At 50.7% G+C, this 21,116-nt stretch carries 19 protein-coding genes; 17 read left to right on the top strand and 2 right to left on the bottom strand.

Translation table 11 applies throughout. The annotated features are described in order from the left end of the window. The first annotated feature begins 105 nt into the window (after window positions 1-105). From M3194_RS00490 to M3194_RS00455, 8 genes are all read left to right on the top strand, one after another. Complete coding sequence (locus tag M3194_RS00490) at window positions 106-831, top strand: DsbA family protein (RefSeq protein WP_251651078.1); 726 nt, start codon at window positions 106-108, stop codon at window positions 829-831. A gap of 4 nt (window positions 832-835) precedes the next feature. Next, window positions 836-1,282 (top strand): disulfide oxidoreductase, encoded by a 447-nt coding sequence (locus M3194_RS00485; protein WP_251651077.1) that lies wholly within the window; start codon window positions 836-838, stop codon window positions 1,280-1,282. Between the two features lie 190 nt (window positions 1,283-1,472). After that, window positions 1,473-2,141 (top strand): molybdate ABC transporter permease subunit, encoded by a 669-nt coding sequence (gene modB, locus M3194_RS00480; RefSeq protein ID WP_251652070.1) that lies wholly within the window; start codon window positions 1,473-1,475, stop codon window positions 2,139-2,141. A gap of 94 nt (window positions 2,142-2,235) precedes the next feature. Next, on the top strand, window positions 2,236-3,333 hold the full coding sequence (locus tag M3194_RS00475) for a nitric oxide synthase oxygenase (protein WP_251651076.1): 1,098 nt from the start codon (window positions 2,236-2,238) through the stop codon (window positions 3,331-3,333). A 27-nt stretch (window positions 3,334-3,360) separates the two neighbouring features. After that, entirely contained in the window at window positions 3,361-4,497 is a 1,137-nt protein-coding gene (locus tag M3194_RS00470) for a DUF3900 domain-containing protein (RefSeq protein ID WP_251651075.1), read from the top strand. A gap of 14 nt (window positions 4,498-4,511) precedes the next feature. Then, window positions 4,512-4,871, top strand: coding sequence for a Lin0512 family protein (locus tag M3194_RS00465; RefSeq protein ID WP_251651074.1), 360 nt, complete (start codon window positions 4,512-4,514; stop codon window positions 4,869-4,871). A gap of 140 nt (window positions 4,872-5,011) precedes the next feature. After that, window positions 5,012-6,310, top strand: coding sequence for a hemolysin family protein (locus M3194_RS00460; RefSeq protein WP_251651073.1), 1,299 nt, complete (start codon window positions 5,012-5,014; stop codon window positions 6,308-6,310). 150 nt (window positions 6,311-6,460) lie between these two features. After that, window positions 6,461-7,249: an undecaprenyl-diphosphate phosphatase gene (locus M3194_RS00455; protein ID WP_285889028.1), complete on the top strand. Its 789-nt coding sequence runs from the start codon at window positions 6,461-6,463 to the stop codon at window positions 7,247-7,249. A 75-nt stretch (window positions 7,250-7,324) separates the two neighbouring features. On the opposite strand, the gene M3194_RS00450 is transcribed toward M3194_RS00455, so the two are convergent. After that, window positions 7,325-8,737 carry a hypothetical protein gene (locus tag M3194_RS00450; RefSeq protein WP_251651072.1) on the bottom strand — a complete coding sequence of 471 codons (1,413 nt, stop codon included), beginning with the start codon at window positions 8,735-8,737 and terminating at the stop codon, window positions 7,325-7,327. Window positions 8,738-8,953: 216 nt separating this feature from the next. Here M3194_RS00450 and M3194_RS00445 point away from each other — a divergent pair, with 216 nt between their 5' ends. Beyond that, entirely contained in the window at window positions 8,954-9,232 is a 279-nt protein-coding gene (locus tag M3194_RS00445; protein ID WP_251651071.1) for a hypothetical protein, read from the top strand. 60 nt (window positions 9,233-9,292) lie between these two features. Here M3194_RS00445 and M3194_RS00440 read toward each other — a convergent pair whose 3' ends face one another. Next, entirely contained in the window at window positions 9,293-9,919 is a 627-nt protein-coding gene (locus M3194_RS00440; protein ID WP_251651070.1) for a DedA family protein, read from the bottom strand. Window positions 9,920-10,115: 196 nt separating this feature from the next. On the opposite strand from M3194_RS00440, the gene M3194_RS00435 reads away from it, so the two are divergent. From M3194_RS00435 to M3194_RS00400, 8 genes are all read left to right on the top strand, one after another. Continuing rightward, window positions 10,116-11,540: an MDR family MFS transporter gene (locus M3194_RS00435; RefSeq protein WP_251651069.1), complete on the top strand. Its 1,425-nt coding sequence runs from the start codon at window positions 10,116-10,118 to the stop codon at window positions 11,538-11,540. Window positions 11,541-11,547: 7 nt separating this feature from the next. Next, the gene (locus tag M3194_RS00430) at window positions 11,548-12,528 is read left to right on the top strand and encodes a serine hydrolase domain-containing protein (protein ID WP_251651068.1); all 981 of its coding nucleotides are present in this window, start codon (window positions 11,548-11,550) and stop codon (window positions 12,526-12,528) included. A gap of 82 nt (window positions 12,529-12,610) precedes the next feature. Beyond that, window positions 12,611-14,569 (top strand): stalk domain-containing protein, encoded by a 1,959-nt coding sequence (locus tag M3194_RS00425; RefSeq protein WP_251651067.1) that lies wholly within the window; start codon window positions 12,611-12,613, stop codon window positions 14,567-14,569. A gap of 277 nt (window positions 14,570-14,846) precedes the next feature. Continuing rightward, window positions 14,847-16,433: a PucR family transcriptional regulator gene (locus M3194_RS00420; RefSeq protein WP_251651066.1), complete on the top strand. Its 1,587-nt coding sequence runs from the start codon at window positions 14,847-14,849 to the stop codon at window positions 16,431-16,433. A 45-nt stretch (window positions 16,434-16,478) separates the two neighbouring features. Beyond that, the gene (locus tag M3194_RS00415; protein WP_251651065.1) at window positions 16,479-17,804 is read left to right on the top strand and encodes a 5'-deoxyadenosine deaminase; all 1,326 of its coding nucleotides are present in this window, start codon (window positions 16,479-16,481) and stop codon (window positions 17,802-17,804) included. A gap of 126 nt (window positions 17,805-17,930) precedes the next feature. After that, on the top strand, window positions 17,931-19,013 hold the full coding sequence (locus tag M3194_RS00410) for an XdhC family protein (RefSeq protein WP_251651064.1): 1,083 nt from the start codon (window positions 17,931-17,933) through the stop codon (window positions 19,011-19,013). Continuing rightward, the gene (locus M3194_RS00405) at window positions 18,895-19,536 is read left to right on the top strand and encodes a nucleotidyltransferase family protein (protein ID WP_251652067.1); all 642 of its coding nucleotides are present in this window, start codon (window positions 18,895-18,897) and stop codon (window positions 19,534-19,536) included. The genes M3194_RS00410 and M3194_RS00405 overlap by 119 nt, the downstream gene beginning before the upstream one ends. 193 nt (window positions 19,537-19,729) lie before the next feature. Next, entirely contained in the window at window positions 19,730-20,887 is a 1,158-nt protein-coding gene (locus M3194_RS00400; protein ID WP_251651063.1) for a BMP family ABC transporter substrate-binding protein, read from the top strand. Window positions 20,888-21,116 lie beyond the last annotated feature (229 nt).

The following is a 21,116-nucleotide window of genomic DNA, read 5'->3' as shown; positions in this document are numbered from 1 at the left end:
GGGAGTACGGATTGAGCATTCCCGCTAGACCTGCCCGGGCTTGTTGCGGCTGATGCCGGAACGGAGCCCGGGCCTCATTCAAATGCCGGGGAGGATTGGACAAGTTTGGGCAATCAAGCAAAAGCAAAAAATCGGCCAGGCACCTACAAGCAGCCGGTTAGGAAGCAATCCAACAAATCTTTGATTGTATTAACGCTGGCGATCGTAGCAGTTATCGTAGTCATTATTCTTGGTATCAATCATCAATCGAAGCAGCAGGCAGATCTCGCAAATAAGGTGTACGATATCGACTATACGGGCTTGCCTGTGAAAGGCAATGCGGATGCGCCGGTCAAAATTGTTGAGTTCGGCGATTACAAATGCCCGGTATGTCAATACTTCGCACAAAATGTAGAGCCGCAGCTAGAGAAGGACTTTATTGATACGGGCAAGGCCGCGTTATATTTCTCCAATTATACTTTTATCGGACCTGACTCTACTACAGCGGCGCTTGCCGCAGAAGCCGTGCAGCAGCAAGGCGGCGATGAAGCTTTCTGGACGTATTACAAAACGATCTATGATAACCAGAAGGACGAGAAAACGAATTGGGCAACTTCCGATTATCTCGTACAGCTTGCGAAAGACGCGAAGCTTTCACTCGACTTCGATAAGCTGAAGAAGGATATCGACGATAAAACCTATCAAAGCGACGTAAATAAAGACAACGCAAGCGTAGGTCCGCTGAATGTAACGGGAACGCCAACTCTCTTTATTAACGGCGTGCAATATAAAGGCAACCTTGATTACGCTAGTATTAAAGCGGCAATCGATGAAGCCGTGAATAAGGGGTAGGAACTTGACAACGACAACCGAATCCGAAATCTATGAAAGCTGGTTCCAGCGCTATGGTTTATATTTGGCTTGGCTTGTCGCTTTAGTCGCTACCGGCGGGTCGTTGTATTTTAGCGAAGTGAAAGGATTTATCCCTTGCGATTTGTGCTGGTACCAGCGTATCTTCATGTATCCGCAGGTTATCCTGCTCGGGATTGCCGCTTACCGCAGCGACCGCCGGATTATCGGCTATGTGCTGCCGCTAAGCGTCATCGGAATGTTGATCTCGATTTATCATAATTTTGAGATTTGGTTTCCGAAGATGGGCGAAATGATGCCTTGCCGCTCGGGAATTCCTTGCAATTACGATTATCTGAACTGGCTCGGTTTCATTACGATCCCGCTTATGGCTCTGACTGCCTTTATTTTAATCATCGTATTCTTGCTGCTTGGCCGCCAGAAAAGTGAATAGTTAAACTATCGGATCGCCTCATTCCTCTGCAGGCAGGAGAAGCCCACATCAGCTTCTTCCTGACAGCCGGGGATCGGGCGATTTTTCGTTTGTCTGCCGGATGTAACATTTACACCTGGCATGCGGCTTGTCTATAATGTAAAGCATCATGGGATTTGTATCGGAGTGAATCGGGTTGGCGGAGTGGACGATGGAAGAGTGGGCGGCACCACTCGTGCTTTCTTTGAAAATCTGTATAACAGCCAGCGTGTTTGTTGCCATATTGGGAGTATGGGCTGCCTGGTGGATGACGCGCAGGAAGCGGCGGGGAAGGCTGTTTATCGAGACCGTCTTTATGCTGCCGCTCGTACTGCCGCCTACCGTTATCGGCTTTCTGTTGTTAGTCGCCCTTGGCCGGAGAGGCTGGGTAGGAATCGCTTATGAGTGGCTGTTTAACCAGTCTATTATTTTCACCTGGATCGCGGGTGTTGTCGCAGCGGTTGTTGTTGCTTTTCCGCTTGTTTACCAAACAATGAAGACAGGCTTTCAAGGCGTGGAACGACATCTTGAGGATGCCGCAAGATCTGCGGGGGCGAAGGAATGGCAGGTATTTCGTTATGTCACTCTGCCGCTTGCCGGCCGTTCCTTCGTATCCTCGTATATCCTCGGCTTCGCCAGAAGTCTGGGGGAGTTCGGAGCAACGCTGATGATTGCGGGGAATATCCCTGGCGTAACCCAGACAACCCCAACGGCGATCTATACGGCGGTGGAAGCCGGACATATGCCGCTGGCATGGTCCTGGACGGCAGCGATGATTATTTTATCGTTCCTTATGCTAATTGTGACAGGCCGGTTAAACGAATCAATGAACAATAAGTGAACATGCTTATTTTCGGCTCCTGTCAGGTGGCAGGCACCTGAAAAATACGGTATCGTAAGAGGAAAGTGGTTATACGGAGAGTAGGCGCAAGAGCATGATTGCAACGGAGATCTATAAAGAGGCGGAGCAGTTTATCGCCGTATGTTACGCGGAGCTAGGCAAGACGGAAGAGGAAGCAAAACGCCGTCTTGAAGAAATAGAGCAGTCGATCGAGAAGCACGGAAGCTATGAGCATACAATGGAGGAGCTGCGGCATGGTGCTAGAATGGCCTGGCGCAACAGCAACCGATGTATCGGCAGATTGTTCTGGCAATCGCTTGAGGTTATTGATGCACGTTCCTTGCAAGCCGCTGATCAAATTGCCCAGCAGATATTTAATCACATAAAATATGCGACGAATGAAGGGCGCATTCGGCCGACAATCACCGTATTTGCTCCTGAGCAAGGGGAGCGGAGGATCCGGATCTGGAACCATCAGCTCGTTCGATATGCGGGATACGAGAGGAACGAAGGCGCCGTTGGCGACCCTGCTTCCATTGATTTCACCCGGGTATGCAACGCCTTGGGCTGGAAGGGAGCGGGTACGGCCTTCGATGTGCTGCCGCTTGTGATCCAGGTGAATAACGAGCCTCCCCAATGGTACGAGCTGCCGGAGGGGCTTGCGAAGGAAGTGCCGCTGTCGCATCCGGAAATTGAACGTTTCGAGGAGCTGGAGCTGAGGTGGTACGCGGTTCCGTTCATTTCGGATATGAAGCTGGAGATTGGCGGCATATCGTATACGGCGGCGCCTTTTAACGGCTGGTACATGGGGACGGAGATCGGGGCGCGCAACCTGGCGGATTTCAACCGGTATAACAAGCTTCCCGAGGTCGCGAGGCTGATGGGACTTCATACGTCGACAAACACGTCGCTATGGAAAGACCGGGCGCTTATCGAGCTGAACGTGGCTGTCATTCATTCGTTCAAGAAGCATGGCGTCAGCATCGTGGACCATCATACCGCCGCGGAGCAGTTTATGCGCTTTGCCGAGCAGGAGCAAAATAACGGACGGCCGCTGACCGGCCGCTGGTCATGGCTTATTCCGCCGATGTCGCCGTCGACAACGCCGGTCTGGCACCGTGGATTCGATAATACGGAATTGAAGCCGGCATACAGCTATCAGAAGGCTCCGTATGCACGGATGGATAACTAAGCTTAAGTCATGGGGGAAACGGAAAAAGTGGATTTCAGAATGGAGTACTTATCCTTCTTCGTCATTGTAACGGATGGCGAGGATAGCTCTTCTTCTAAGCGATACAAGCATTTTCAGACCTTGGAGGAGGACGACTACGAGGACAGCGAAATCAAACGCTTCCTGGACGGAGAGTTCACCCGGATTGTGAAGAGAAAGGTTGAGCGCAATCCAAACACGGAGAATGCGCCTACGAAGATCGGACGATTCATGGTAGAGCCGGGTTATGAGCTGGGGAGCAACCAGAACTATAACTTGTTCCAGCGTCTGAGGGAAGCCGACAGCAAAGAACGATTTATCGGCATTGCCGACGAGCTTGTACATATTTATATGGATACTACGGCAGTGCGCGGCGGTGCGTTCATTATTGCGAGAGCCAAGCTCAACACTTATTTCGACGAGCCGTTCCTGTTCCTGCTCAAATGCGATTTCGAACCCAAGATCGCGCGGATTTCGGATGAGCGAAGTTTGATCTCCCATGTCGAAATGGCCATTAGCGCGAGAGGCATGAAGTCGATTCAATATCCGCATATGCCGGAGGAAGGCTCGCTTGATCATTGGGAGCTCAAAATCCATCAGGCGTCCCATGCCCGATATTTTGAAGATTTCCTGAAGTTTGTCTCCTACGAGAAGCCGCTGCCTGAAGTCATGGGCGAGCAGGTGCTTGGCATGGTCCAGCAGTATATGGAGGATAAGTGGCAGGCCGAGCCGGAAAGCACGGAAAGACGCGAGGAAGAAAATGCGATCGAGGTATGGGCGGCCAGCGAGAAGCGGGAGCTGCAGGAGTATTGGACGCATGAGCAAGTCTCGACGGCATCGGCAGCCTTAGTCGAGCAAAAGCCGGATCTTCCGTTTTCCTTCAAGCTTGGCGGTATAACGGTGAAAGGGCTGCTTGCGGATTTCGGGATAACTTTGCATTTCGCGAAACATAATGGACGTTATGTAGCCGTCATTGAAGGCGAAGCGTTCCAATTCGAGAAAGGCGTCTCCCCGGTCGAGCTTTTGCAGCCGCCGGATTTGGAGCAAATCCTGCCGATAATCGGCACCAACGTGAAGCAGGAAGAACCGGCTATTCAGCCGTATGTAGACGATTCACCGGGTCAGGATGATGACGTACCTTGGTAATGGAGGGATAGACAATGGACCATTTATTTTTTATCGAGATTGGCATGGGCTGCGATCTGCATGGCCAGAACATTACGAAAGCAGCGGTGCGCGCGGTCCAGAACGCGATTCATCATAATTCAATGCCGGGTCTGCGAGCTGTACTGCCGGGCGGCACATTGGACAATATGAAGGTACATGTTAAGCTGGCGGTTCCTTGCGATAAGGAATTGCTTGATGTGGAGCAGGTCAAGGCAGTTCTGCCTTATGGCCATGTTACCGTGGAGATCATGGATGGCGGAATGATGACAACAAGCGGAGTCGTGCTTCCGGATAAGGATGACAAGAATGATCTGATCTACATCGTTAACGCGTCGGTGGAAGTCGGGTACTAGATAACGACGAACAAAGCTAAACCGTATCGGGATCCTTGGAGGATCCGGGATACGGTTTATTTTTGCAGGATTCATGATTGGCCGAGCGGGGTAAAATACAAGTAATTACGAACAGTGCCGAAGAAAAGAAGGAGACGCTTATGGTTCTGAAACTAATTTTGTTTGCGGTACTGCTGTTATGTTCTGCTTACTTCGTAGCAACAGAATTTGCAGTTGTCCGTCTCCGCCCAAGCCGGGTGAATCAATTAGTCGCGGAAGGTGTCCGCAATGGGGCAACGGTACAAAATGTCATTACGCATTTGGACAGCTATTTGTCAGCCTGCCAGTTAGGGATAACGATTACCGCGCTTGGATTAGGCTGGCTTGGCGAGCCGACCGTGCACGAATTGCTGGATCCTTTGTTTCACCGTCTGCATATTGGCGGGGAACTGGTTAACGTGATTTCCTTTATTTTATCCTTCGCGATTGTGACTTATCTCCATGTGGTTCTTGGTGAGCTTGCGCCAAAAACGGTCGCCATTATCAAGCCCGAGCAAATCAGCTTGGCCGTTGCTCCTTTTATTATCTTCTTTTATAAAGTCATGTTTCCGTTTATTTGGCTGCTTAACGGCTCTGCGAACGGTGTCGTTAAATTAATGGGCTTCAAGCCAACCGGTGAGCATGAGGCGCATTCGGAGGAAGAGATCAAGAGCATTATGTCGGAGAGCTACGAAAGCGGCAAAATCAACAAAAGCGAGCTCAGCTACATGAACCGGATCTTCGAATTCGATGAACGTCTTGCCAGAGAAATCATGGTTCCGCGGACCGATATGGTGTGCCTGTACATCGAGAATTCCAAAGTCGAGAATATCTCCATCATACGGCGCGAGCAGTATACGCGTTTTCCGGTCGCGAAAGGCAGCAAGGACAACATTATCGGGATCATTAATACGAAGCAATTCTTCATGCAGTACTTCGGCAACGATGAGACGGATGTCGGGATGCTGCTCCAGCCCGTCATGTCCGTTCCCGAGGTTATGCCCATCAAGAAGCTACTCCGCAAAATGCAGCAGGAGCGGGTGCATATCGCAGTTCTGCTTGACGAGTACGGCGGTACTTCGGGATTGATTACGATAGAGGATATCATAGAGGAAATCGTGGGTGAAATCCGCGATGAATTCGATGCGGACGAAGTAAAGGAAATTGATGCCATTGAGCCAAACCGATTTATAGTTGACGGCAAAGCATTGATCGTGGAAGTTAACGAAGCGGTTGGCAGCAATCTGGAAAGCCATGATGTGGACTCGATTGGAGGCTGGCTGTTCAACCAATATCCCGATCTTCAGGTAGGGGAGCCCCAGGAGTACGAGGAGCTTACTTTTATCATTCGGGAGAAAGAACGGCATCGCATCCGCAAAATCGAAATTATCCGGCATGAAGTTAACCTCGTTAATGATTAAGAACTACCATGCCGCATTCCGCAACCCCGGGATGCGGCTTTTCTCCTAAAACGATGGTTGCTTTCGCTTGTTTCATCCTTGTGCTATGATAATAAGGTTGATTATCTCAGAAAATAAGCGAAAGAAAATTTAGGAGATGGAGGACTACATTTGGGAGATTTATTTAATGCCATTATTATGGGCATCATTGAAGGGCTTACGGAATTTTTGCCTGTCTCTTCAACAGGCCACTTGATTCTGACAGCAGATTTGTTAAACTTCCAGGATGACCGCGCGAAGGTCTTTGAGGTTGTTATTCAATTTGGCGCCGTACTTGCCGTCCTCGTGTTGTACTGGAGAAAGTTTCTAGGCTTGCTGAAATTCGATTTCAGAAAAGGATCTGGCGTTAACGCCATTCACTTCCTGCTTGCCATGATTCCCGCCGGGGTAGCGGGCGTTTTGCTTCATGGATTTATCAAAGATTATTTATTCAGCTCCGCAACGGTGCTTGTCGGTCTCGTAGCAGGCGGTATTCTGATGATCGTAGCAGACCGGATTAAAAGGAAAATTACCGCGGAAGAGCTGGATGACATTACATACAAGCAAGCTTTTGCAATTGGTATGTTCCAGGTTCTCGCATTGTGGCCAGGCTTCTCCCGTTCCGGTTCGACGATCTCGGGCGGTATGTTCTTTGGCGCAAGCCAAAAGGCTGCAGCTGAATTTACGTTTATGGTATCTGTGCCGATTATGGCGGGAGCCAGCGGCATCGACCTGATCAAGAGCCGCGAGTTCCTTACGGCATCGGATGCTCCGCTATTCATTATCGGATTCGTTGCCGCGTTTATCGTTGCGATGATCGCGATCGTAACCTTTCTGAACCTGATCAAGCGTCTCAGCTTGTCCTGGTTCGCGTATTACCGCTTCGCTCTTGCCATTGTTTTTGCATTTATTATTCTGTAGAAGCTTGAGCTTGCATGAATAGAAAAGGATGATCCGTTGGCATCTCGCCTTGGGGACCATCCTTTTTTTCATTTCTTACACGAGGAACATAGCTACAATCGTCGTTACGCAAAGGCCGATTATAACCGGCTTCAAATTGCGGCGCGCAAGCTCGAACGGGCTGACACCGCAGATTGCGGCCGCCGGGATAAGCGCCCACGGTACCAGCGTGCCTCCGCCAACCCAGATCGCGGCAACTTGGCCGAGAGCTGTCAGGGTAGCAACTCCGGAGCCAATCGCCCCGCCGAACAGCTGGGCAATCGAGCCGGCAAGCGAGATGCCGGAGAAGCCGGAGCCATCCAGTCCCGTAACCGCGCCTACAAGTGTCAGGGTGATAGAGCCAACCTCGTTGTTTACCGGTACATTATTCGCAAGGGCGACGCCAAGATCGTTGACAATGCCTTGCGAGCCTGCAGGAAGCGTATCGCCGAAGATCGCGGTGAAGCCGGAGTCGCCAAGATAGAAGAAGGCGGCAATCGGGATAACCGGGCCAAATACTTTAAAGCCGAACAGGAAGCCTTCGATTAAATAATTAGTCGTTTTCTCCAGCCCCTTGTTCTTATGAGCCAGCATCGTAATCAGCAGCAGGATAAAGATTGCCGTGCCGCCGACCAGCGCGGTCGCATCGCCGCCTTGCAGATTCAGCACGAACATCGTTACAACGTCTGCTGCGAATAATAACGGGATCAGGACCGCAAGCGATAATTTGGCTTTGTAGGATAACACGTTTTTGTACTCGAGATCCTCTCCGCCGGTAAGCTCCTTATCGCCTTCGACTTTGGTAATAATCCCGTCATTCCATTTGCCTGTCTTCATGTCCCGGCGCATCATCCAGAAGGCCGCAATGGTCGTGACGAGACCCATTACGATCACAAGCGGTATACTTGCCTCCATCACTTCACTGACCGGCAGACCCGCCGCATCGGCCGTCAGCTTGGGAGCGCCTTGGATGATATAGTCGCCCGACAAGGCAATGCCATGGCCGAACAAGTTCATGGCCATCGCCGCGCCTAATGCAGGCAAGCCAACCCTCAGCGCAACCGGCAGCAATACGGCGCCTATTAGCGCCACAGCGGGCGAGGGCCAGAAGAACCAGGAGGTAACCATCATAATAAGTCCGATCCCCCAGAAGGCCAGCGTAGGCGTCCGCAGGAAACGGGCAAAAGGGGAGATCATCACTTCGTTGATGCCGGTCCGGATGAGTACCCGGCTCATGGCGACAATTATGGATATAATGAGGATAGTGCCCATTAGTTCTTTAATGGCATAAATAAAGCTGTTAAACACGCCGCTGACGGAGTCGCTCAGCGATTCGGTTGCCAGTAGGCCAAGCGCGAAGATCCCGACGATGCAAATGAGCGACGTATCGCGCCTAAACAGCATAAAGCCGATAATAGCAACGATAAAGACGAGATACACCCAATGCAGCGCCACTAAATCAATGGCCATAGGAATCACCCTCTCATGGATACACGGAAGCGCTATCCGCTGCCGTAATGTACAGTATGCAAGGCGGAGGATAGGCGTTCATCACGGCAGCCATGAGAATGTGCGCAGCCCGAATGTTGATTTGTTGACGAATGCCGCAAACCGTATACAATATAAGACAGGCTATTTACCAAAAATAAACGGAACTATGGATGACCGGAAGGAAGAATACATCAGATGGAAAATGTAAACATATTGGATGCTTCAATGACTTACACGAAGGAAGAGGGCTATGTCGGCCGCATTCAATTCGAGATGGCAGGCCAGCCGAATCAATACGAGATGACGATTCACAGCCGGAAGAGAACCGAATGGGGCTATGGGTTGTTCTTTCTCCATGAGTCCGGAGACGAGGACCAGCTGCTTGCGGTGGAGGACCTGCTGGAAGAGGACGACGAGCTGTTTGATTACCTGGTGAATGCGGCGGAAGAGAAATTAGATCCGAAGTTTAAATAAAATAAAAAATAACCTCCGGCTTGCCCCAATAGGGCCGGAGGTTATTTTTATATGCCGGTATTACATCGGGCGCTCTGCCTTTTCGTTCTTCTTGGCGGTACGGCTGCGGATATACAGCCAGGCTGCAGCGCCGGCAGCAACGGCAATTAGCGCGTAGACCACGAGCATGCCGTTATCGGCAATCGTATCGCCGATCGATTGGACGCGGTCGCCGACAAAGGAGCCGATAATAAAGTAAATCAATGTCCAGACGAATGCGCTTGGATAAGCAAATAAAGCAAACCGTCTGAAGGTCATCTTATTGGTGCCTCCCACAAACGGCATCACATGCCGCAGAACGGGGAGCACAAGGCCGATGCTTAGCGCGAAGCCGCCGTATTTATTGCTCATGTTTTGCGCTTGATGGACGAATTTGTCCATATTCTTTTTCTTCATAAACCAGTCGAACACTTTACTGCCCGCGAAACGGCCAATCGAGTAATTAAAGGTCATTGCCGAGCATATTCCAAGGAAGACCATCGTATAGGCCGGAACCGGACTCAGAAGCCCCGACGCAGCGAACGCTCCGCCCGTCATAACGACAACTTCGTTTGGAACGGGCAGCCCTATTAAGCCAAGGCACAGGACAAGGAAGAGCGATACATAGCCGAACTGATCAATAATGGATACTAAAAAATCATAACCCATTTGTATATTCATCCCTAACGTTATCAACGTATTTGTTCAAGAAGCACTCTAATTAAGTTAACATAAATATTGGTTTTCCGGTAGGCCAAAAGGTTGTGTCTGCTGCCAAAAAGCTGAAAAAGCATTGATCTTTTCCAAGCACAAGGCTCATAATAGATTGTTTGCCAATTCATAAGACGTAAAGAAAGGAGAAATAATGAGTACAAGAATGAACAGACGCACCGTAACCATAGCCTTGTATGTCGCGACATTTCTTGCGGCTATTGAAGGAACCATCGTTAGTACCGCGATGCCAAGCATTACGGACGAATTGCAAGGGATCCAGCAGTACAGCTGGATCATCTCCGTGTATTTGCTCGCCACGGTAATTACAACGCCGATTTACGGCAAACTGTCCGATTTGTTTGGGCGCAAAAGAATGTTTATCGTTGGAGCGGGCATATTTCTCGCAGGCTCCATGCTTTCCGGCCTTGCAGCGTCGATGCCGCAGTTAATTGCTTTCCGGGCGGTTCAAGGCCTTGGAGCGGGAGCCCTGACCACTATTCCTTATACCATTATCGGTGATCTGTATCCGTTCGAGCAACGGGCTAAAGTCCAGGGCTGGATGTCGAGTATTTGGGGCATTGCCGGAATCACGGGACCACTTGCGGGAGGGCTGCTCGTCGATTATGTGTCCTGGCGCGCTATTTTTTATATGAACCTTCCGTTTGGGATTGTAGCGCTTGTGCTCTTACTGACCTCAATGATGGAAGTCTCCGCGAAGCATAAGCGGTATATCGACTATCCGGGCATTGCCGCTTTCGCCGCGGGAATGTTTGCCTTCCTGTACGCGTTGACGATTCTTCGCGAGCCCGATGCGGCTTCGTCAACCGCCGAGATTGTATGGCTCCTGGCAGCCGCGGCTGTCCTTCTGACCTTGTTTATCTTCATTGAGAAGCGATCGCGGGAACCGATTATTCCCCTCCAGCTATTTAAGCTTAGGACGATCAGCACGGTCAACCTAGTCAGCTTCCTGCTCTGCGTAATCAATGTGGTTGCCATTTTTTATCTGCCGCTCTGGATCCAAGGCGTTCTTGGAGAAAGCGCGACATACTCCGGCATTGCCATGATTCCGCTGTCTATAGGCTGGCCACTCGGGGCTATTCTAGCCGGTAATTTTATTGCCAGGTTCGGCATGCGAAATATCGCGGTTCTAGGCTCCTTATTCCTGATTGCAGGCAGTGCGGGCTTTATGTTTATGACTGCCCATACGTCAATCGTGTTGTTCATGATTTACACCTTCTTGTCCGGACTATCGTTTGGACTGTCGTTAACAAGCTTTACTGTGGCGGTGACCTCCGCCGTTAGCTGGGAGCTGCGCGGTGCGGCAGTTGGCAGCAATAACTTTATACGGACGCTTGGACAGACGGTGGGGATTGCCTTGTTTGGCCTGCTGCTGAACACCGGAACTACGGAGACGATTGATGCCTTCAAGCTCGAGCATAGTCTGCACCGTATTTTTATCCTATTAGGCATCTTGTCCGTTCTTGTGCTGCTGGTCATGCTTGCGCTGCCAAGGGCAGGCGCGGAAGACGGCCGTGCCGCTTCAGATTCGGCGGATGCATCCTCCCAGAAAGGCTGACGCTTGCATGACAACAACTAGTAAGACGGATGATTCTTATTTACGCGCGGTTTCTCCATCCGCTGCAGGTCTGGACGAATCAAAGCTGGAAGAGATTATGGAATGGCTGGAGCCATGGAAGATGACTTCCGTAATGATACTGAGGGATGACGCAATAGCTTGGGAGTGGCATGCCAAGGGGGAGGATACGGTAGGACCGCTGTTATCCTGTACCAAAAGCTTGTTATCGGGTTTAGTCGGAATTGCCATATCCGAAGGGGATATCCGGAGTGTCGACCAGCCCGTAGCGGATTACTTCGACGGAATAGCTGACCGCTCCATACATATCAAGCATTTGCTTACCATGACCTCAGGCTGGGATTGGCCGGATTTCGACAAGCCCTACAACGCGATGAAGAAGTCGGCCGATCCGATCCGGTTTGTGCTGGAACGTCCGATAATAAGCGATCCGGGTAACGCGTATCTCTATAACTCTGGCGGCTCACATCTCTTGTCCGCCATACTGACGGCCGCAACGGGGCAAAGCGCTCTTGATTATGCGACCAGCCGTTTATTCCAGCCGATGGGCTTTCGGCAGGCAAAATGGACCTCTCACAAGGGGATTAACGAAGGGGGGACCGGATTGCAGCTGTATGGCCGGGATTTAGCCAAGCTAGGCCTTTTGTATTTGCGCGAAGGAGATTGGTTTGGCCGGGAGCTGATTCCCTCTTCATGGATTCAGGAGTCGACGAAGAAGCATCACAGGGGACTTCTTCACTATGAGCCTCCTATTTACGGGGCTTACGGGTATCATTGGTGGCAGTCGTCGGTGGAACATAACGGAGCGTTCGATTGTTATTTTGCCTTTGGCCACGGCGGCCAATATTTGCTTGTTGCGCCTGAAGAACGACTGGTAATCGTGGTGCGAAAAGCACTGGCAGGCCGGAACGAGGCCGTCAAATCTCGTAATCTCATCTTTGACCATATTGCAGGAGCCATAAAAAAATAGGCTTTCAGGTGCAACCTTTTGCGCTGGGATGCGTTATACCTATGTCTGTTCAAACCATCCCGATCGAGAAAAGGAGAATCCAATGTTTAAGAAAGTCAGCTTAGTCGTTCTTGCCGCATTGATGATGTTTGCTATCCCGGTAGCAGCGCAAGGCAATGCCAATGGGCAGAATCAATTAATCCTTCTTCAGAAAACAAAACAAATGTACCAAAACGGCAAGCTTTATCTGGCCGCACAACCTCTCACGGAATTGAAAGGTACGACTTATATTTCCGCTACTGCAATTGCAGGCAGGCTCGGGGCGTCTGTCCTCTACGATGCAAGCAAGAAGGAGTATGTGCTTCGCAGCGCATCCAATGAGCTTCGTTATGCGTTGAATAAGTCTTCCTATAAGGTTAACGGTACGGTCACAACGTTTACGGGTACGCCTTTTGTACAAAAGGGAAGTCTGATGATTCCGCTCCGTTCGGTTCTGAAGCCATTCGGAATGACGTTGACTTCAATCCCTGCGCAGAAGAAGATTGTTCTGAGCTGGACGACTAAGCCGGTAGCCAAATTCAACATTACGTCCGGCGTTGTTTATGCCGGTCAAACGGAAGTCACCTATGGCGACATGTCTTACTCGCCAAGCGGTGCAGCCATCGTGAACGAACGTTGGGAAGGCAAACAAACAACATTCGAGGAAGCGGGGACTTTTACCGTAACCAAATGGGTTCAAGATGCGAACGGCGTCTGGAGTGATCCTTATACGGTTACGATTAACGTATTGCCGCCTAATCTTCCGCCTGAAGCGCGTTTTGCCACGGACAAGTCCTATTACAAGATGGGCGAACTCATTCAATATAATGATATCAGCACGGATGACGAGAACAAGATTACGAAGCGTGAATGGGCGAATAACGCCAAAGCTTTCTTCGAACCAGGCGAACAGACGGTAACGTTGAAAGTAACGGATGCTCATGGCCTCACCAGCGAGTTCTCGCAGACGGTTACGATTACGGATGAAACACTTTATACGAAACAAGAATTCGATCAGCTGTACACCGAGCAAGGCGAGAAATTCACGATTGACGGCGCTGGCGTATTGAAGCTTCCGACTCAGCCGTATACGGTTGTATCGAACGGGCAGCAAACGTTTATCCGCAGCAACAGCCCCGAGATGATTAATGACGAGGGGATTTATTATCAAGATACCGCAAACGGCAATGTCCGTTTCCTGATTCACAATCAGAATAACCGTCCTAATCCGGTTAAAGTCTATATCGTCGCAACAAACGAAAACTCGAGTGCTGCTACCGTAACGGACGAACGTATCGGTCTTGGCGGCCCTGCACCATATGTAACACAAGCAGGCAAAGCGGCAACGGCGAATTATCTGTTGTCCAGAACCGTAAATCCGGTTGGTACGGTTACAACCATTCCGGCTGGACAAAGCCGCGTTGTTCTGACTCCGCTTAACAGCAAAGAAGTCGTTAACGGCCGTATCATTACGCTGTATGCAGATGTAACGACATCCGCGCCTATTAAATTCAGCGTCATCGTTGTGGATGCAAGCAAAGACGTGCTTCAGGCGCTTCCGCAGCTTCCGATCCTGCCGCGCGACGGCAAGCATGTACGCGGTACCTTCGAGCAAGCGAACCGCAGCATCAACGTTCTGCAGACGATCGGCGACGTTCCGTCCCGGATGATTCTGGCCGATAAAGTAGTAGATACGCGCCTGTCCGGCATTGATGTTCTGACAGGGGAAGCGATGTCCAATGACGGCAACAACGGAGCTATGTATGTTCTTAATTTGTGGCATGTGAAGCCGCATACGCTTATTGCCTTGAATCCGCGAGGCGGCCATTACGGCGGTGCCTTCCTGGTCAACAATAAGCTGGTCTATGCAACCAACACGACCATTTTGAACAATGCCAACGAAGCGGGCGTCCTTTACCGGACGGGAGATACCGAGGAATCGGTTACGATCGCATTTACGCCGGCTTCCGGCAGTAACCTGCCGATTAATCTATTATTCCTGCCATTGCCTGCTGAGAAGTAAAGCTAGATTTCCATTAGGAAAGCCGATAAGAGCGAATTTCGCTTTTATCGGCTTTTTTTATGTTTGGGGAAAGGTATAGAATTTAAATATGCCATAGTTATGTTATGTATTTGGGTATAATGCCCAAATTAAGCTATAATATGAATAGGATAATGCAAGTTTAAGAGTTTATATCGTTAAATATATTTACATTCCTATTGATTAAAGGCATTCCCTGATTTAAGATGTTATATAAAATGACGTCGGAAGATGTTTACATTGTGAGCGGAGGTGCGCTATGCATTTGACAGTTGAACAGGCGCTAAACGTGTTCCCTTTATCGGAAGGGAAGCTGGTTGCCGGGACAGCAGGGCGCAATCGGATCGTGAAATCCGTCAATGTGATGGATGCCCCGGATATTACCGATTGGATCAAGGAAGGGGAGATGCTCTTTACAACCGCCTACCTGATCAAGGATCATCCGCAGGATGCCACGGAGCTGCTCGCCAAGCTGAACCAGCGGGGTTCATCGGGACTTGGGATAAAGCTCGGCCGATTCTGGGATGCTATTCCCGATCAATTAATTGCTTTTGCCAACGAGCTAGGTTTTCCGTTAATAGAGCTTCCCTATCAATTTACGTTCTCCGACCAGATGAGCGGCTTGTTCAAGGAGGAGCTGCGGCGCAATACGGGCGTATTGCAGGATATATTCGACAAGCAGGTCCGGCTGATGAGAATGGCGCTCAAGACGGATCATATTAATGAACTGTTTGATGCCGTTGCCGACATTATTGGTTTCCCGATGGCTGTCGTTGGGTCAAGGGGGCAGATTGTCTATAACAGCTCGCAGGTGCCGGATGCGGAATTAACGGGCAGCTGGCCATGGCCGCAGCAGCAGAAGTGGATGAAGAGCAAGCAGTGGCAGGCGTTCCGGATACCTCTGATGAAGCAATCGCGCTGTACGGGCTTTGTCTTGTTTTTTAATCCTCAGCTGTTCTTGTCCACGATAGAAGAGAGTCTGTATCTGCAGGCGGCAGAGCTGTTATCCTATCAAATGAATTTTAATTATGAAGATTACTTTGAATTATCTGTTCAGAAGGACTTTGGCGTGCTGATCAAACGTTACCTGCGAAACGGCCTGCCGATTGATAAAGTCGTCGAATACGCGGACCGGTGGGAGCTTGAGGTGTTTCAGAATCCTTACACTTGCGTGCTCAGCGACGCTCCGCATGCCTCCGCCTTGCACCGAATGGAGAAGCTGGAGAAGCTGAAATCGGATTTTTTAAGCCATACGAAACTTCAAGAATTGAAGGGCATGCATATTGTAATGGAGGAAGGACTTTTTTCCGTATTTCCGGTTATTGAAGGTCAGGCGGATGGGAGCCTGGAATCCGCGTTAGGCGCATGCTTCGCTTCCATCCAGCGTGAGGGCGGAGAGAGTCCGCGAGCAGCGGTCAGCAGCAGGAAGAAAAGAGCGGAGCAGCTCTACGAGGCCTTCGACGAATGCAGGCAGACGCAAAGACTGTCATCGGAATGGGGAGTCGGGCAATCCATTACGTCCTTTGATACAATGGATCTGGCTATTGTGTTCGAGCATGTATCCCGGGACCGGATGGAGGCATTCTGTCATCGCTGGCTTGGCGGTCTCGTTAGCAAGGATCCGGATTATGCGAGTGAAATGCTGCGGACCCTTGAGACCTACCTGGAGCAGGACGGGCAATTAAACGAAACGGCGAAGAAGCTGTATATTCACCGCAATACGGCAACCTACCGGATTGAGAAGCTGAGCGAAATTCTAGGTGTGGATTTCAAAAAAATGAACGATCTGCTCCGGCTCAAAATCGCTTTCTTATTCCGCAAGCTTCTTATTAACGAACAATCTTAATCGGCCATCATCAAACGAAATGGTTTCAGTAAAGGAGCGGTACGCATGAGTTCGACATTAATCCGCAATGCCGTCATTATGACGATGAACGCAGCAGATGATATCGTGATTGGCGATGTGCTTGTGAAAGGAAATAAGATCGCTCAAATTGGTCCGAATATTCAGGAAATTGAAGCAGATCGGATGATCGACGCAAGAGGAAAGGTGCTCCTGCCGGGTTTTATTCAGACTCACATCCATCTGTGTCAGACATTATTCCGCGGGAGAGCTGACGATTTGGAGCTGATTGACTGGCTGAGACAACGGATCTGGCCGCTGGAAGCTGCCCATAACGAAGAATCGGTCTATTATTCGGCTTTGCTTGGTATCGGGGAACTCATTCGCAGCGGCACAACGACCATTCTCGATATGGAAACCGTGAACCATACCGAGTCGGCGTTCCAGGCCATTCTCGAGAGCGGCATCCGAGCTGTCTCCGGTAAAGTCATGATGGATCATGGGACGGAGGTGCCGCTTCCTCTTCAAGAGAAGACGGAGCAATCGCTGAAGGAAAGCGTGGAGCTGCTTGAGAAGTGGCACGGAGCAGCGGGCGGCCGGATCGAGTACGCCTTTTGTCCGCGGTTTGTTGTCTCCTGCACGGAAGAGCTGCTGACCGGCGTAAGAGATTTGTCAGCCCAATACGGCGTAAAGGTACATACCCACGCGTCGGAAAACAGGGAAGAAATCTCGATTGTGGAGTCGGAGCGCGGCATGCGCAACATCGTTTACCTGGATCATATCGGTCTCGCGCGGCCGAATCTTATTCTGGCGCACAGCATCTGGCTGGATGAAGAGGAGAAACGGATCATTCGGGAACGCGGAGTGAAGGTTACGCATTGTCCCGGTTCGAATCTGAAGCTTGCATCCGGTGTTGCGCAGGTACCGGAACTGCTGAAGGAAGGCATTAACGTAGGGATTGGCGCGGACGGAGCGCCTTGCAACAACAACCTGGATATGTTTCAGGAAATGCGTCTGACGGCCTTTATCCAGAAGGTGAAGCATGGTCCAACCGTAATGAATGCCAAGACCGTTCTGCGCATGGCAACGATGGGCGGAGCGCATGTGCTTGGCCTGGAGGATAAAATCGGTAGCATTGAGGTTGGCAAGCTTGCGGATTTGCAGTTGCTGGATTTGGAGGACTTCCATGTCTATCCGTCCTTTGACGCAGACTGGTATTCCAGAGTGGTGTACGCGGCAACCCGCGGGGATGTGGATACCGTTTGGATTGACGGACAGATCGTGATGGAGAGCCGCATCATGAAGACGGTAGACAAACCGCTGGTGCTGCGGGAAGCAGACCGGACGCTGAAGGAATTGCTGGCAAGGCTTTAATTAGCTAGTCGGAAGCAAAGGGTTCGATGCATGCAGGCTTTTGCTAAAAGAGGCATAAAGTTGGATAAACAGTCTGTTCCAGGCTGTTCATCCGTTCATTCCATACTTATTTAGGAGGGATTGCCGATGGATATGATCAACATCTTGCGGGCGATCCGGCAGCTTGAACAGCCGGCGGTTCTGGCAACCATCATCGAGGTTGAGGGGCACGCTTACCGGAAGGCGGGTGCTGCGATGCTGCTCATGTTAGACGGAGATACAGTCGGCACGGTCAGTCCGGGCTGCATAGAATCTGATCTGCTGGAGCGCGTCCCTCTTATTCTGGAAGCAGGCAAGCATGAAGTGGCGGAGTACAACATGGAGCCTGATGAAGATCCCATCTGGGGCGAAGCTGTAGGCTGCGGCGGGATAATCCGCGTTTTGCTTGAGCCTGTTGCTGGCGCGCTGCGCAAGGTCCTGACGGATGCGCTCGATCAATTGGACAATGGAAGCGAGATGCAGCTTGTCCGAGGTCTTCGGGGAGAGGAGCTTGGGTATGAGCTTGCAAGCATGGATGCCGATAATCTTTCTTCCGGGCAGTCCTATGACTGGCAATTCAGTCTTCTATTATCCAACCGGCAGCGGGTAATTCTGTTTGGGGCTGGGCCGGATGCCGATCCGATCTATCAGCTCCTGACGCAAAGCGGCTTTCATTTGGTGGTTGCCGATTGGAGGCCGGGATTGCTTGCCGCCTTCTCGGGAGCTGAGAAATATCTGGGTACACCGGAGCGTCTAAAGGAACAGCTGCAGCTGAATGGGGAAGATGCTGTAATTGTCTGCAGCCATCACCTCCATTACGATCGCGAAATGATAGAATGGTCACTCGCTTCCCGGCCGCGATATATCGGTGTGATGGGCTCAACTAAGCGCATTGGCATGTTGTTTAACGGTGAAGTACCTCCCGCTAACGTAAAAGCGCCAATCGGATTATCCATTGGTGCTGAAGGACCCTATGAGATTGCGGTCAGCATTGCCGGCGAATTGATAGGGCTCCGCAAGGAATGGCGCAACAAACAAATGGTTGAGAGGTCTAAGGGGGGGCGGCATGAACATATCCGGCATTTATTTGGCGGCGGGGCAGAGCAGCCGTATGGGCAAGCCGAAGCTGCCGCTCGAGCTTTTCCCGGGCATAGCGCTCGGCAGTTTGGCGCTTCGTGCTCTGCTTTCTAGCGGAATCGGGCGGGTTCATATTGTGGTCCGCCCGGATGATCCGCTTGCCTGGCTAGCGGACATGAGGAATAATTCGCGCTACGCCAATCAACTTCATATTGTCGTCTGCGAAGAAGCCAGCCTTGGAATGTCCTATTCCATCCGCTCCGGTGTAGACGCCGCGCTGTCCAGCTTCCCGAAACCCGATGCGGTCGTGATCGGGCTTGGTGACCAACCCTTTGTCACGGCTGCCATGGTGCGGCGTCTTCTTTCTATTATGGGAGAGCGCCCGGAGATTGATTTTGCGGCTTCCTCTGTGGATGGGGCTGTTATGCCTCCCGCTATCATCCGAAATACGATGTTCAACGCACTGCGCGGGTTGAAGGGGGATATGGGGGCGCGCAAGCTGTTTGGATCGCCGGAGTATAACGGAGAAATTGTGGCGTATGACGGTGAAGCAGCGGAGTTGCTGCTTGACGTGGACGATGAGAAAAGCCTCCGTTTGGCAGAGAGGCGTTATCGCGACAATCGCGGTCGCAGATAAAGATGGGGTTGAGTGTAACGTATTGTTACATAAACACAGGATAGACGTGCATCATGCACAATGAGTTTTCGTTATTTTATATCTCCTTCCAATCTCATGTCAGATATATTGACGTTATAATGACACGGAAGTATATTGAGACTACATCATCCATTCCGGTCGCGATGATGATAGAGAGTTGGGGAGGAACGATATGAAACATCTTGCAAGAGCACGCACAGTGGGGTTGGCTTTACTCGTACTTATGGTCGTTATTTTGTCCGCTTGTTCCAGCAACAGCAATAATAAGACAAACGAGGCTGCGAATACCGGCAATGCACAGACATCAACAGATCCGGCAGCAACAGACAGCGGCAAGAAGCTGCCGCGGGTCGCATTCGTATACATCGGGCCTCCGGGGGACGGCGGCTGGACCTTCGAGCATGACAATGGAAGGAAGTACATGGAAGAGAAGCTTGGCATTAAAGCTGACACGGTAGAAAACGTACCGGAAAGCGCGGACGCAGAGCGCGTTATTACAGAGCTGGCTCAAAACCATGACATTATCTTCACGACAAGCTTTGGTTATATGGATCCAACCCTGAATGTGGCGAAGAAGTTCCCGAAAGTCATCTTCATGCATACTGCCGGCTACAAAACAGCGGACAATATGGGGACTTATTTCGGTAAAAACTACGAGGCCAGCTATCTGAGCGGTATTGCGGCAGGCAAGATGACGAAATCGAACGTGATTGGTTACGTGGGCGCATTCCCGATTCCCGAAGTTATCTATAACATTAATGCCTTTGCTCTTGGCATTCAGAGCGTAAATCCGGACGCCAAGGTTGACGTGGTATGGAGCAACACTTGGTACGATCCGACGGCCGAACGCCAAGCGGCGATCAGCTTGCTGGATAAAGGAGCAGACGTCCTGCTTGCTTATCAAGATTCCCCCGCAACACTGCAAGCGGCTGCCGAGCGAGGCGCGCTCGCTGGCGGCAATGACTCCGATATGACCCGTTATGCACCGGATGCTTACTTAACGAACCCGACATGGAACTGGGGTCCTTATTATACGAAAGTCGTACAATCTGTCATCGACGGAACATGGAAGAGCGAGCAGTACTCCGGTGATATAGTAGACGGCATGGTTGGCCTTGCTCCGCTTGGACCTAGCATTCCAGGCGATGTGAAGAAGCTGGTTGAAGACGCGCAAGCGAAAATCTTAAAAGGCGAGCTGAACGTATTCAGCGGTCCGATTACAGACGCATCCGGCGCTTCCAAGCTGGAAGCCGGCCAAACGATGAGTCTTGAACAGATTCTTGAGATGAACTGGTTCGTCAAAGGCGTAGAAGGAACGATTCCTCAATAATCGCAAAGACAAGACTAAACGGCCAAATCAACAAATCCCTTTCCCAAGGGATTTGTTGATTTATAGGCCTCCATCTATCTACAAAGCGAGTGCATACGAAGCAATTCTTTTAAGCTAAAGCTTACGAAGCAAGAATTGCTTCGCAATTCTTTAGGCTAATGCTTACGAAGCAAGAATTGCTTCGCAATTCTTTAGGCTAATGCTTACGAAGCAAGAATTGCTTCGCAAT

This window comes from Paenibacillus glycanilyticus (genome assembly GCF_023715145.1).
In the GTDB taxonomy this organism is placed as follows: Bacteria; Bacillota; Bacilli; order Paenibacillales; family Paenibacillaceae; genus Pristimantibacillus; species Pristimantibacillus glycanilyticus_A.
The sequence above is the reverse complement of the archived record's forward strand: the minus strand, read 5'-3'. Positions and strand labels throughout refer to the sequence as shown.

What these genes read in the sequence shown, in the direction of transcription:
- modB (WP_251652070.1), top strand. Translation starts at nt 1,473, where the DNA reads ATGGAAGAGTGGGCGGCACCACTCGTGCTTTCTTTGAAAATCTGTATA.
- M3194_RS00475 (WP_251651076.1), top strand. Translation starts at nt 2,236, where the DNA reads ATGATTGCAACGGAGATCTATAAAGAGGCGGAGCAGTTTATCGCCGTA.
- M3194_RS00465 (WP_251651074.1), top strand. Translation starts at nt 4,512, where the DNA reads ATGGACCATTTATTTTTTATCGAGATTGGCATGGGCTGCGATCTGCAT.
- M3194_RS00460 (WP_251651073.1), top strand. Translation starts at nt 5,012, where the DNA reads ATGGTTCTGAAACTAATTTTGTTTGCGGTACTGCTGTTATGTTCTGCT.
- M3194_RS00450 (WP_251651072.1), bottom strand. Translation starts at nt 8,737, where the DNA reads ATGGCCATTGATTTAGTGGCGCTGCATTGGGTGTATCTCGTCTTTATC.
- M3194_RS00445 (WP_251651071.1), top strand. Translation starts at nt 8,954, where the DNA reads ATGGAAAATGTAAACATATTGGATGCTTCAATGACTTACACGAAGGAA.
- M3194_RS00440 (WP_251651070.1), bottom strand. Translation starts at nt 9,919, where the DNA reads ATGGGTTATGATTTTTTAGTATCCATTATTGATCAGTTCGGCTATGTA.
- M3194_RS00435 (WP_251651069.1), top strand. Translation starts at nt 10,116, where the DNA reads ATGAGTACAAGAATGAACAGACGCACCGTAACCATAGCCTTGTATGTC.
- M3194_RS00430 (WP_251651068.1), top strand. Translation starts at nt 11,548, where the DNA reads ATGACAACAACTAGTAAGACGGATGATTCTTATTTACGCGCGGTTTCT.
- M3194_RS00425 (WP_251651067.1), top strand. Translation starts at nt 12,611, where the DNA reads ATGTTTAAGAAAGTCAGCTTAGTCGTTCTTGCCGCATTGATGATGTTT.
- M3194_RS00420 (WP_251651066.1), top strand. Translation starts at nt 14,847, where the DNA reads ATGCATTTGACAGTTGAACAGGCGCTAAACGTGTTCCCTTTATCGGAA.
- M3194_RS00415 (WP_251651065.1), top strand. Translation starts at nt 16,479, where the DNA reads ATGAGTTCGACATTAATCCGCAATGCCGTCATTATGACGATGAACGCA.
- M3194_RS00410 (WP_251651064.1), top strand. Translation starts at nt 17,931, where the DNA reads ATGGATATGATCAACATCTTGCGGGCGATCCGGCAGCTTGAACAGCCG.
- M3194_RS00400 (WP_251651063.1), top strand. Translation starts at nt 19,730, where the DNA reads ATGAAACATCTTGCAAGAGCACGCACAGTGGGGTTGGCTTTACTCGTA.